The organism is Microbacterium sp. ARD31, assembly GCF_031844425.1.
In genome coordinates this window covers 206,775-218,531 of the sequence record NZ_JAUZVE010000001.1, presented here as the reverse complement: position 1 = coordinate 218,531, position 11,757 = coordinate 206,775, and the positions used below count along the sequence as shown (strand labels likewise).

General features: G+C 70.2%; 13 protein-coding genes. 8 read left to right on the top strand and 5 right to left on the bottom strand.

The features are described 5' to 3' along the window. The first annotated feature begins 191 nt into the window (after nucleotides 1–191). Together Q9S36_RS01080 and Q9S36_RS01075 are read left to right on the top strand one after the other, a co-directional pair. Complete coding sequence (locus Q9S36_RS01080; RefSeq protein WP_311283620.1) at nucleotides 192–854, top strand: hypothetical protein; 663 nt, start codon at nucleotides 192–194, stop codon at nucleotides 852–854. Further along, entirely contained in the window at nucleotides 851–1,363 is a 513-nt protein-coding gene (locus Q9S36_RS01075) for a GNAT family N-acetyltransferase (protein WP_311283619.1), read from the top strand. The genes Q9S36_RS01080 and Q9S36_RS01075 overlap by 4 nt, the downstream gene beginning before the upstream one ends. Here Q9S36_RS01075 and Q9S36_RS01070 read toward each other — a convergent pair. Further along, the gene (locus Q9S36_RS01070; RefSeq protein WP_311283618.1) at nucleotides 1,360–1,773 is read right to left on the bottom strand and encodes an OsmC family protein; all 414 of its coding nucleotides are present in this window, start codon (nucleotides 1,771–1,773) and stop codon (nucleotides 1,360–1,362) included. The two genes, Q9S36_RS01075 and Q9S36_RS01070, sit on opposite strands and share 4 nt — an antisense overlap. Before the next feature lie 48 nt (nucleotides 1,774–1,821). Here Q9S36_RS01070 and Q9S36_RS01065 point away from each other — a divergent pair, with 48 nt between their 5' ends. Genes Q9S36_RS01065 through Q9S36_RS01055 form a run of 3 tightly spaced genes read left to right on the top strand, consistent with a single transcriptional unit; the run spans nucleotide 1,822 to nucleotide 4,109 of the window. Next, nucleotides 1,822–2,565: an ATP-binding cassette domain-containing protein gene (locus tag Q9S36_RS01065; protein WP_311283617.1), complete on the top strand. Its 744-nt coding sequence runs from the start codon at nucleotides 1,822–1,824 to the stop codon at nucleotides 2,563–2,565. Next, nucleotides 2,562–3,254 carry a methionine ABC transporter permease gene (locus Q9S36_RS01060; protein ID WP_311283616.1) on the top strand — a complete coding sequence of 231 codons (693 nt, stop codon included), beginning with the start codon at nucleotides 2,562–2,564 and terminating at the stop codon, nucleotides 3,252–3,254. Before Q9S36_RS01065 ends, Q9S36_RS01060 begins: the two co-directional genes overlap by 4 nt. 45 nt (nucleotides 3,255–3,299) lie before the next feature. Next, nucleotides 3,300–4,109, top strand: coding sequence for a MetQ/NlpA family ABC transporter substrate-binding protein (locus Q9S36_RS01055; RefSeq protein WP_311283615.1), 810 nt, complete (start codon nucleotides 3,300–3,302; stop codon nucleotides 4,107–4,109). Between the two features lie 140 nt (nucleotides 4,110–4,249). Here the strand turns inward: Q9S36_RS01055 and Q9S36_RS01050 are convergent, their stop codons facing one another. Further along, nucleotides 4,250–5,083, bottom strand: coding sequence for a type IV toxin-antitoxin system AbiEi family antitoxin domain-containing protein (locus Q9S36_RS01050; RefSeq protein WP_311283614.1), 834 nt, complete (start codon nucleotides 5,081–5,083; stop codon nucleotides 4,250–4,252). Between the two features lie 271 nt (nucleotides 5,084–5,354). Between Q9S36_RS01050 and valS the strand changes: the two genes are divergently transcribed. Both valS and Q9S36_RS01040 read left to right on the top strand, forming a co-directional pair. After that, entirely contained in the window at nucleotides 5,355–7,931 is a 2,577-nt protein-coding gene (valS, locus tag Q9S36_RS01045) for a valine--tRNA ligase (RefSeq protein WP_311283613.1), read from the top strand. Nucleotide 7,932: 1 nt separating this feature from the next. Continuing rightward, nucleotides 7,933–8,181, top strand: coding sequence for a hypothetical protein (locus tag Q9S36_RS01040; protein WP_311283612.1), 249 nt, complete (start codon nucleotides 7,933–7,935; stop codon nucleotides 8,179–8,181). 7 nt (nucleotides 8,182–8,188) lie between these two features. On the opposite strand, the gene Q9S36_RS01035 is transcribed toward Q9S36_RS01040, so the two are convergent. Both Q9S36_RS01035 and Q9S36_RS01030 read right to left on the bottom strand, forming a co-directional pair. Next, the gene (locus tag Q9S36_RS01035) at nucleotides 8,189–8,404 is read right to left on the bottom strand and encodes a hypothetical protein (protein ID WP_311283611.1); all 216 of its coding nucleotides are present in this window, start codon (nucleotides 8,402–8,404) and stop codon (nucleotides 8,189–8,191) included. Continuing rightward, complete coding sequence (locus Q9S36_RS01030) at nucleotides 8,401–9,000, bottom strand: helix-turn-helix domain-containing protein (protein WP_311283610.1); 600 nt, start codon at nucleotides 8,998–9,000, stop codon at nucleotides 8,401–8,403. Before Q9S36_RS01030 ends, Q9S36_RS01035 begins: the two co-directional genes overlap by 4 nt. A 97-nt stretch (nucleotides 9,001–9,097) precedes the next feature. Here Q9S36_RS01030 and Q9S36_RS01025 point away from each other — a divergent pair, with 97 nt between their 5' ends. Further along, nucleotides 9,098–11,155 (top strand): M3 family metallopeptidase, encoded by a 2,058-nt coding sequence (locus Q9S36_RS01025; protein ID WP_311283609.1) that lies wholly within the window; start codon nucleotides 9,098–9,100, stop codon nucleotides 11,153–11,155. A 6-nt stretch (nucleotides 11,156–11,161) separates the two neighbouring features. Here Q9S36_RS01025 and Q9S36_RS01020 read toward each other — a convergent pair whose 3' ends face one another. Continuing rightward, complete coding sequence (locus Q9S36_RS01020; protein ID WP_311283608.1) at nucleotides 11,162–11,725, bottom strand: dihydrofolate reductase family protein; 564 nt, start codon at nucleotides 11,723–11,725, stop codon at nucleotides 11,162–11,164. Nucleotides 11,726–11,757: the final 32 nt, after the last annotated feature.

Below are 11,757 nucleotides of genomic sequence, written 5' to 3'. Positions count from 1 at the left end.
CGATCCGGAGACCGCGGTACCACCCCGCTTGATGCCACCCGGATCCGGGGGCACCCACTCACCTGCGGCGATGACGGGCCTGCCCCGCTCGGTTCTACTGGGCGGCGGACCGCTGTTCTTCCGAGAGCTCCCCGGTGATGGCCGGATCGGTGCTGATGTCCACAATCATACCGTCGGCATAGCCTGGCGTCATGGCCCGCCCCCGCACCCGTCCCGAGCCGCCCCGCATCCCCGATCCCGATCTGCCCCGCGCGTTCGAACCCGCGACGCTGCGCCGGTCGGGCGGGTTCTCCGAGGCGCGCATCGACCTCGACCCCGGAACGACGGATGCCGCGCACAGCCGCATCAGCGAGAGCGTCGTGGCCCCGGCATCCGTTCACTCCCTCGATCTGACCGGCGCGGTTCTGGCGGACGTCGTCGTGGACGGGGTGTCGGCCGCCGAACTGATCGCCCGCGACGCGACGTGGCGGACGGTCGTGGTGCGCGGCGGCCGGATCGGCACGCTCGACCTCTCGCGAGCGCGGTGCGACGGGCTCGTCCTCGACGGCGTGCGGGTCGACTACGTGACGGGTGGGGGCGCGACCCTGCGCGACGTCGAGGTGAGCGGATGCCGCATCGGCACCCTCGACCTCCCGGGCGCCCGCGTCGAGCGGATGCGGTTCGGGGGGACGTCGGTGGACGAGATGGACGTCAGGGAGTGGCAGGCGAGCGACGTCGACCTGCGCGGCGCGGAGGTGTTGTCGTTCACGGATGTCCGAATGCTGCGCGGCGTCACCATGACTTCCGACCAGGCGACCTCGCACGCGCTCGCACTCGCGGCATCCCTCGGGATCGACGTCCGGACCGGCGAATGAGACTGCGTACTGCCCGGTTGGTTCTCCGAGACATGGGCGAAGACGATCTGCCGGCGCTCCGGACGATCCTCACCGACCCGGTTGCGATGACCGCCTACGAAGGGGCCTTCGCCGAGGCGGAGTGCCGGGCGTGGCTCGATCGCAACCTGCAACGTTACGAGGAGGACGGGTTCGGGCTCTGGGCGGTCGAGCTCGCCGCCGAGCCGGGCGGGATGATCGGCCAGTGCGGGATCACCCGCCAGCGGATCGAGGACGTCGGGGTCCTGGAAGTCGGGTACCTCTTCCAGCGGGCGCACTGGCATCGGGGATACGCGACCGAGGCCGCCGCGGCGTCACGCGACTGGGCCTTCCGCCACCTCGACGCCGCCACCGTCTGGGCGAAGGTCCGCGACACGAACATCGCGTCGATGAACGTCGCCATCCGCCTCGGCATGACCGTGCGCCGTCGTTTCGTCACGCGCTACCGAGGCGTCGACATGCCGCACCTCGGTTTCGCCGTGGACCGCTAGGAGGCCCAGTCCTCCGCACGGATGCCGACGGTCGCCGCTCCCTGCAGGAGCCGCGAGATCGGGCATCGATCGTGGGCGGCAGCGACGAGTTCCTCTGTCTCGGCGAGGGTGCGTCCCTCGGCGGAGACGAAAGCGGTGACGTGGAACTCGTAGCCGCCGCGCTCCGGGGAGTCGTGGAGCTCGACCTCGACGCGGACCCGCGTCCGGTGCGCGGCCTTCACGATCGCCTGCAGGGTGGCGTCGAGGCAGGTGGCCCAAGCCAGGGCGAGCAACTGCTCGGGATTGGTGCGCGACAGGTCCGCATCGGGGCTCAGCGGGTTCGAGACCGCGACCTCCAGGCCGCCGACGATCCGGCTGACACCGGTCCCGCCGTCGTCGTTGATCGCCTCGGTCCGGTACCTGGTGCTCATGGCAGAACTATAATTGGACTTCATCCAACAACGTTCTGAGGTCCGTTCGTGCTGTCCACATCCCCGGTCGAGCTCGCTCGTGCGGGCGTCGCCTACTCCGGCGGCGTACAGGGCCTCACCGACGTCGACCTCATCGTCGCCGACGGAGAGATCCTGGGCGTGATCGGCGAGAGCGGGGCGGGCAAGAGCACGCTCCTGAACCTCCTGACCGGTGAGGTCGCGGCCACCGCGGGCTCGGTGAGGGTGCTCGGCGACGACGTCGGCCGCCTCGACCGGGCGGGCCTGCGCCGGCTGCGACGTCAGGTCGGCGTCGTCTTCCAAGGTGTCCACCTGCTGTCCAACCGGACCGTCCGCCAGAACGTCGAGGTCGCCCTCGCGCTCCGACCCCGGAAAGCGCGATCGCACGCCGCCGTCGACGACGTGCTGCGCTTCGTGGGGCTCGATCACCGCGCGGACGCCTACCCGGCGCAGCTCAGCGGCGGCCAGCGTCAGCGCGTCGGGATCGCCCGGGCACTGGTCACACGGCCGCGCCTGCTGCTGTGCGATGAGCCCACGTCGGCGCTCGATGCCGCGACCGCCGCCGAGGTGCTCGACCTGCTCCGCGACGCCCGGGACCGTTTCGGGACCACGATCGTCATCGTCACCCACGACCTCGCCGTCGTCCGCGGCGTGTGCGACCGGGTCGGCCTGTTCGACGACGGCAGGCTCGTCGAGGTGCTCGACGTTCCCGAGGCGGCACGCGGCGAGCGCGAGAGCTACCTCGATCGCGCGCGACGGGAGCTCGGCGCATGAACGACCCCGAGGACGTCCTCGCCTCGCTCGGAGCGTCGCTCGCCGAGCGCGGCGACGACCTCATCGCGGCCCTCGGCGAGACCGGCTACATGCTCGGCGTCTCGCTCGCGGCCGCCGTGGTGTTCGGGATGCCGCTCGGGGCCGCCGTCTACCTCACGCGTCCCGGCGGGATCCTCCCTCAGCGCCTCGTCTGGTCCGTCACAAACTTCCTGATCAACGTCATCCGCTCGTTCCCGTTCCTGCTGCTCGTCGTGTTCCTCGTGCCGGCGACCCGGGCGATCTACGGCACCACCTTCGGCACGCCCGCTGCGACATTCTCGCTGTGCGTCGTCGCCGTCGCCGTGTACGGCCGGCTGGTCGAGCAGATCCTCCGCGAGGTGAGCCCCGGCATCCCCCGCGTCGCGCAGACCCTCGGGGCCACGGTGCCGCAGACCGTGTGGCGCTTCCTCCTGCCCGAGGCGCTGCCGGGTCTCGTGTACGCGCTGACCTCGGCGAGCATCAGCCTGCTGTCCTACTCGACCGTCCTCGGTGTGGTCGGCGGCGGCGGGATCGGAGACTTCGCTCTGCGGTACGGCTACCAGGAGTACGACGACGCGCTCATGTACTTCACGATCCTCGTCATCCTCGCCATCGTCCTCGTGATCCAAGCGGTCGGGCAGCGGATCTCGGTCCGCCTCGACCATCGCTGAGCGTCCGCCACCACCGGCATCCACCCCCATCCCACAAGGAGCACCATGTCCCCGCGCCGCCTCACCCTCGCCGCCGCCCTCACGGCCGCCGCCGTCGCCTTCCTGGCCGGCTGTGCCTCACCCGCCGCACCAGGCGGTGAGCAGGTGCAGACGCTGCGGGTCGGCGCCGTCACCTCGCCCATGACCGACATCGTCGAGGCCGCCGCCGACGAGATCGAGGACGGCTACGCCATCGAGCTCGTCGAGGTCGCCGACTACATCACGATCAACAAGATGCTCGCCGCCGGCGACATCGACGCGAACTTCTCGCAGCACGAGCCCTACATGCAGGAGTTCAACGCCGCGAACGACGCGTCGCTGACAGCGGTGCAGCCGATCTACAACTTCACGATCGCGTTCTACTCGAAGACGATCGACGACATCGCCGACCTGCCCCAGGGGGCGACCGTCGCCATCCCGAACGACGCCTCCAACACCGGCCGTGCGCTGAAGATGCTCGCCGACGCGAAGCTCATCACGCTCGCCGAGGGCGTCGACCCGTACGAGGCGACCGTGGACGACATCGCCGAAAACCCGAAGGACCTGCAGTTCCTCGAACTCCAGATCAACCAGCTCAACACGGCGTACGACGAGGCCGACCTGGTCTTCCAGTGGCCGTCCCACATCGCCGCCCTCGGCCTCACCCCGCAGGACGACGGGCTGCTGACCGAGCTCGACGACCGCTTCGCCCTGCAGCTGGTCGTCCCCGAAGAGGACGCGGATGCCGCCTCCACCGAGGCGCTCATCGACGCGTTCACGAGCGACCCGGTGCGCAAGATCATCGACGGCAACGAGACGATCGAGGCCGCGTTCTGACGCGCTGACGCCGGCCGCGGCGCGTGGCGCGTCGCTGTGCGGAGGTTCGCGAGGAGATGACGCGTCCCGAGGGGCGGATCCCGGCATCCGCTCCTCGATAACCTCCATCTCCTCGCGAACCGTCACCGACAGCGTCACCGTCACCGCTCAGCGAGATGCAGCCCCTGCGCCACCGCGCGCGCGACGGCGTCCTGCACGACGTGCCAGCGATGCACGACCTGCGCGTACCCGACGCGGATCACGTGGTACCCGAGCAGCATCAGTTCGGCGTCGTGGGCGTTGTCCCTGTCGCGCTGCGCGCCGACGTGGGTGCCGCCGTCGATCTGCAGGACGAGGCGATCGCCCAGCAGGAAGTCCACGCGATGTCCGGCGATCCAGGCCTGCGGCACGATGGGCACCCGCAGCCACGCGAGCCGCGGCGGGATGAAGGACTCGAGGCCCGAACCGGCGAAGGGTGTCACCTGGGCCAGGACCTCGCGTGCCCGTCCGCGGAACGGCAGCCGACGGAGCGCGGGCAGCTGGACCGGTCCCCGCTCGATCGCGGACTCCCACATCGCGAGGGCCTCCTCGAACGGCAGACAGCTCGCGCTGAGCGCGAGGACGTTCTCGATCGGGTCGACGAGCGCATCCGGTGCGCGCGGCACGATCGGCTCGGACCAGTGGACGACCGTGCCCGGGTCCTCGGTCCGGACGGATCCCGAATGAGCGGATGCCGCGACGTGCGCCCCCTCCGCGTGCAGCACCCACAGCCCCAGTCGCTGCGCCTGCGTGACGCACGAGAGGACGACCCCTGCAGCGGCCGCCGCGCGGAGCGCGGGGTCGCTCGACGGGAGGGCGACCCACCCTCGCCGCGGCCTCACGAACTCCCCTATGTCCACCGCCGTGCGCACCGCGCGCTCACTGAAGCCGAGTCGGCGCAACGCCGCCGATCGGACGATCCCACCGCGCTGCCCCACCGCATCCGTCACCCTCATCCGCACAGCCTGCGGCCTCGACCGGCCGACAAACCGGCACCGCCGGAACGGTGTGCACGGGCGCGGCCCGGTGCGCACCGGGGAGGAAGCGGCGGAGGTTCGCGAGGAGATGACGCGTCCCGAGGGGCGGATCCCGCATCCGCTCCTCGATAACCTCCATCTCCTCGCGAAGCGTCACCCGTCCGGCGGACGCCCCGGCGGTAGACTGGCGCGGCATCCACACTCAGGCACGCTCACACAGTGCCGCACATATCGCTCGAGGAGCCCCACCATGACGAATGCGCACATTCCCGACAAGCCCGCCCTGGAAGGCCTCGAGCAGAAGTGGGATGCCGCGTGGTCCGACGCCGGCACGTACCTGTTCGACCGCGACGCGGCCAAGGCGAAGGGACGCGCGGGCGTCTTCTCGATCGACACGCCTCCCCCGACGGCATCCGGCTCGCTCCACATCGGTCACGTGTTCAGCTACACCCACACCGACGTGAAGGTGCGCTACGAGCGCATGCGCGGCAAGACCGTGTTCTACCCGATGGGCTGGGACGACAACGGCCTGCCGACCGAGCGTCGCGTGCAGAACTACTACGGCGTGCGCTGCGACACGTCGCTCCCCTACGATCCGGACTTCACGCCGCCGTTCCGCGGTGACGCGAAGAGCCTGAAGCCGGCCGACCAGGTGCCGATCAGCCGACGGAACTTCATCGAGCTCTGCGAGGAGCTGACGATCGAGGACGAGAAGCAGTTCGAGGACCTGTTCCGCAAGCTCGGCCTGTCGGTGGACTGGACGCAGACCTACCGCACCATCTCGGACGACACGATCCGCACGAGCCAGCTCGCCTTCCTCCGCAACCTCGAGCGCGGCGAGGCCTACCAGGCGATGGCGCCCACCCTCTGGGACATCGACTTCCGCTCCGCCATCGCGCAGGCCGAACTCGAGGACCGGGACCAGCAGGCCTCGTACCACCGCGTCGCCTTCCACAAGACCGACGGTTCGGGCGACATCCACATCGAGACGACGCGGCCCGAGCTGCTCCCCGCGTGCGTGGCACTCGTGGCGAACCCCGACGACGAGCGCTACCAGCCGTACTTCGGCTCCACCGTGCGCACCCCGCTGTTCGACGTCGAGGTGCCGGTCCTCCCCCACCCCCTCGCGGTGAAGGACAAGGGCACGGGCATCGCCATGATCTGCACCTTCGGCGACGTGACCGACATCATCTGGTGGCGCGAGCTCGACCTGCCCAACCGCACGATCCTCGGCCGCGACGGCCGCATCATCGACGAGGCTCCCGACGTGCTCGTGACGGATGCCGCGAAGGCGGCCTACGCGGAACTCGCCGGTAAGACGGTGTTCAGCGCCAAGAAGCGCATCGTCGAGCTGCTGGAGGAGTCCGGTGAGCTGCTCGAGGTGTCGAAGCCGTTCACGCACCCCGTGAAGTTCTACGAGAAGGGCGACCGCCCCCTCGAGATCGTCTCGACCCGTCAGTGGTACCTCCGCAATGGGGCGCGCGACGCCGACCTGCGCGAGAAGCTCATCGAGATGGGGCGCAGCATGGGCTGGCACCCCGACTTCATGCGGGTGCGCTACGAGAACTGGACGAACGGTCTCACCGGCGACTGGCTCGTGTCGCGTCAGCGCTTCTTCGGTGTGCCGATCCCGGTCTGGTACGGCCTCGACGAGAACGGCGAGCGGGACTACGACCGCGTCCTGACGCCCGACGCGTCGCGCCTGCCCGTCGACCCCACCACCGACGTGCCCGACGGCTACACCGAGGACCAGCGCGGCGTGCCCGGCGGGTTCGACGCCGAGCGCGACATCTTCGACACCTGGGCGACCTCGTCGCTGACCCCGCAGCTCGCCGGCGGATGGCAGCGCGATGAGGAGCTGTGGAACCTCGTCGCCCCGTTCGACGTGCGCCCGCAGGGCCAGGACATCATCCGCACGTGGCTCTTCTCGACCATGGTGCGTTCGGTGCTCGAGGACGGCCGGGCGCCGTGGACGGATGCCGCCATCTCCGGCTTCATCGTCGACCCCGACCGCAAGAAGATGTCGAAGTCCAAGGGCAACGTGGTGACGCCCGCCGACATCCTCGACGCCCACGGCACGGATGCTGTCCGCTACTGGGCGGCCTCGAGCCGTCTCGGCGCCGACGCCGCCTTCGACCCGCAGAACCCGACGCAGGTCAAGATCGGCCGTCGCCTGGCGATCAAGGTCCTGAATGCGGCGAAGTTCGTCCTGTCGTTCCCGGTCCCCGAGGACGCCCGCATCACGCACGCGCTCGACGCGTCGATGCTCGCGACCCTCGATCAGGTGGTGCGCGACGCGACGAAGGCGTTCGACGCCTTCGACCACGCCCGCGCGCTGGAAGTCACCGAGGCGTTCTTCTGGACCTTCTGCGACGACTACCTCGAGCTCGTCAAGGAGCGTGCGTACAACCAGGCCGATGCCGGTCAGGCGTCGGCAGCGCTCGCGCTCCGCATGGCCCTGTCGACGCTCCTGCGTCTGCTCGCGCCGGTGCTCTCGTTCGCCGCGGAGGAGGCCTGGTCGTGGTTCGAGGAGGGGTCGGTGCACACCGCCTCGTGGCCCGAACCGCTCGGCATCGAGGGTGACCCGGCCGTGCTGCGGACGGTGGGCGAAGCGCTCATCAGCGTGCGCCGCGCGAAGACCGAGGCGAAGGCCTCGCAGAAGACGCCGGTCGCGTCGCTGACCATCACGGGACCGGATGCCGCACTCGACGCCATCCGCTCGGCCGAGGGCGACCTGGCCGCCGTCGGACGCATCGCGCACGTCTCGTACGCGACCGGCGACACGGTGTCGGTCGGCGACATCGTCCTCACCCCGCAGGAGGCCTGACATGCAGCTCGGAACCCGTTGGACCAGCGGCGACCAGCCGCCGTCCGCCGTGCCGGAGATCCTGCGAGAGCAGATCGCGGCCGTGGACGCCACGATCGACCAGGATCCGCTCGGCCAGCCCCGCCCACGATGGACGCTGACCTGGCTCGAGGGACGCCCGGTCGCGGAGCTCGAGACAGGGGTCGTCGTGCGTGTGGACCGCGAGGGCGAGATCGTCGTCGGTCATCTCGACGACGACGGAATGGCCTGACGCAGGCTCAGCCGCGCGGGTGACGCGCGAGGTGCGCGGCGACGTCGGCGCGGGTGCGCTCGACGTGCTCGTCGGCGGCTGACTGCGTCAGTGCCTGCTCGGCGCGGCGCATCATCCGTGCGGCCACGGCGCGCTGCACCGAGGCCGACGCCGCGAGCAGTGCCGCCTCGAGCCGGGTCGGACGCGCGGCGACGTCCAGCGCAGGAATGGTGATCGTGGTCATCGTCCGTCTCCGTCCTCGGGAAGCTGGAACACGTCCACCCGGATGGTGAACGGCAGTCGGTCGGGCTCTTCTTCGCGCCCGCGGGCACCGGCGACGGCCTCGTCGACGACGGCGGACAGACGCGCGATGAGCGCCATAGCGTCATCGCGCGTGAGGTGGATGTTCGCGGTGGAGATCATCGCGGCGTCGTCCTCCTTGTCGGGCGACGCGATGCCCTCGCTGACGTGACGCATCAACTGCTGGTGCCGGCGACCGAGGAACTCGTTCATGATGAGCTGCGTGGCCGACCGGATGGCCGGCGACGCGAGGGCCTCGGGGCTGTCGAAGGAGACGGACTTGTCCGCACGCTCCCACCACCGCTCCCGCGCCGAACCGCGGTCGGGGATCTCGCGGATGAGGTCCTGTTTGGCCAGCGCCCGCAGGTGGTAGCTCGTCGCCCCCGAGGACTCCCCCGTGCGCTCGGCGAGCGAACTCGCCGTCTGGGGTCCGTACTGCGACAGGATGTCGAAGAGCTGCACACGCAGCGGATGCGCGAGGGCACGGAGGGCCCCGGCATCCAATTTGCGGTCTTCGCGCACCTGTCGCTGTTCGGTCATGATGCAAAGATACCTTTGCATGGCTTACTTTGCAAGTTTTTCTTTGCAACGGGTCCTTTGCACGCCGCGGTTCCTAACCGCGACGTACGCTGGGACGATGACGGATGCCGCTGCCAACCCGCTCCTCTCGCCCTCCCCTCTCCCGTTCGATCTGCCGGATTACCCCCGCATCCGCCCCGAGCACTACCTGCCCGCTTTCGAGCAGGCGTTCGCGGCTCACCGCGCGGAAATCGAGGCCATCGCCGCCTCGACGGAGGAGCCCACGTTCGAGAACACGCTCGTCGCCCTCGAGCGCTCCGGCGAGCTGCTGGGACGCGTCGCACGCACCTTCTACACCGTCAGCTCCGCCGACGCGACGGCCGAGATCCAGGAGATCGACGAGCAGCTCGCGCCGCTCATGGCCGCGCACCAGGACGCCGTCACCCTCGACGCCCGCTTGTACGCGCGGGTCGCCGCCGTCCACGCGCAGCTGGACGACCTCGGCCTCACCGGGGAGGACCGCTACCTCGTGGAGCGCACCCACCGCGAGATGACGAACGCGGGTGCCGGACTCGACGCGGCCGACAAGACCGTCCTCACGGAGCTCAACCAGCAGCTCTCCGTCCTGACGACGACCTTCGAGAAGAACCTCCTCGCCGACACCAACGAGCTCGCCGTCGTGTTCGACGACGCCGCGGAACTCGACGGCCTCACCGACGGCGAACTGTCGGCCGCGGCACGCAACGCCGCCGATCGCGGCCTCGACGGGAAGTTCGTCATCACGCTGACGCTGTTCACGGGGCATCCCTACCTCTCCTCGCTCACGTCCCGCGCGAGCCGCGAGAAGCTGATGACCGCCTCCCGCTCGCGAGGGCGACGCGGCAACGAGAACGACAACCGCGCGGTCCTCACCGAGATCGTCCGGCTGCGCGCCGAGCGCGCCCGGGTGCTGGGGTACGACTCGCACGCGGCGTACGTCACCGCGGACGAGACGGCCGGTTCGCCCGAGGCGGTGCACGCGCTGCTGCGCCGCCTCGCCGTGCCCGCGGCGGAGAACGCCCGGCAGGAGCAGGCGGCACTGCAGGAGATCATCGACCGCGACGGCGGTGGGTTCGACCTGGCGGCGCACGACTGGGCGTTCTACACCGAGCGGGTCCGCGCCGCACGGTACGACCTCGACCGCACCGCGCTGCGGCCCTGGTTCGAGGCCGAGCGCGTGCTCGTCGACGGCGTGTTCCGCGCGGCGACCGACCTGTACGGCATCACCTTCACCGAGCGCCCCGATCTGCCCGCCTACCACCCCGGGGCGCGCGTGTTCGAGGTCCGGAACGAGGACGGCTCGCATCTCGGGCTCTACATCCTCGACCTCTACACCCGCGACTCGAAGCGCGGCGGGGCGTGGATGAACTCGATCCTCTCGCAGTCCGCCCTGCGCCGCACGGCGCCGATCGTCGTGAACAACCTCAACGTGCCGCAGCCCGCGCCCGGCAGCCCCACGCTGCTGACCCTCGACGAGGTCACGACGCTCTTCCACGAATTCGGTCACGCGCTGCACGGACTGTTCGCGACGGTGACCTACCCGCACTTCGCCGGCACGGCGGTCTTCCGCGACTTCGTCGAGTTCCCGAGCCAGGTCAACGAGATGTGGATCTTCTGGCCCGAGATCCTGGCCTCGTACGCCCGCCACATCGACACCGATGAGCCGCTCCCGGCGGAGGTCGTCGCGAAGCTGCGCGAATCGGAGGCCTTCAACCAGGGCTTCGCCACCAGCGAGTACCTGGCCGCATCCTGGATCGATCAGGCGTGGCACAGCCTCGACGTCGAGGACACGGCATCCGAGATCGACGTCGATGCCTTCGAAGCGACCGCCCTCGCCGACATCGGGCTCGACAACCCCGCCGTGCCGACCCGGTACTCGTCCACGTACTTCGCGCACGTCTTCTCGGGCGGCTACAGCGCCGGCTACTACTCCTACATCTGGAGCGAGGTCCTCGACGCCGACACCGTGGAATGGTTCCGCGAGAACGGCGGCCTCACCCGTGCGAACGGCGACCGGTTCCGCGAGCGCCTGCTCGGTGTGGGCGGGTCGAAGGACCCGCTCGAGGCCTACCGCGACTTCCGCGGTCGCGACGCGCGGATCGAGCCGCTGCTCGAGCGCCGCGGTCTCACGGGCTGACCGGGCTCAGCCCGCCGCCGAGCCGACGCGGTAGACGAGTCGCGCGAACTGTCCGACCGCCTCGGCCGACACGAGCCGCAGGCGGTCGGACTCGAGTCGACGCGGCAACAGCGGTGCGCCGCCGGTGAGGAAGACGGGCGCGACCGACACGGCGATCTCGTCGAGCGCCCCGACGTCGAGGAACTGACCGGCGAGGTCTCCCCCGCCGACGATCCAGACGTCGCCGTCGCCGGCGGCCTCACGGATGTCGGGAAGGACGGATGCCACCGGTCCCCGGACGAAGCGGATGTCGGCGCCCGCGGGTCGCGGCAGGTCCCGCGTCGTGAACACGAACGTCGGACGCCCGCCGTGGAACTGCGTCCACCGCTCGGGGTGGGCGAGGATGTCGGACTCCGCCAGCACCCATTCGTAGGTCGTCGATCCTTCGACGAGCACGGTCGCCCCGGACGGCAGGAGGGCGTCGTCCGGGGTGTCGCCGTTCTCGACGGCGAACAGCCAGGCGAGGGAGTTCTCCTCGTCGGCGATGAATCCGTTGGCCGTCGTGGCGGTGTCGTAGAGGATGCGTCCCATGACGGGGACGCTACCCCCGGCCTACGACATCC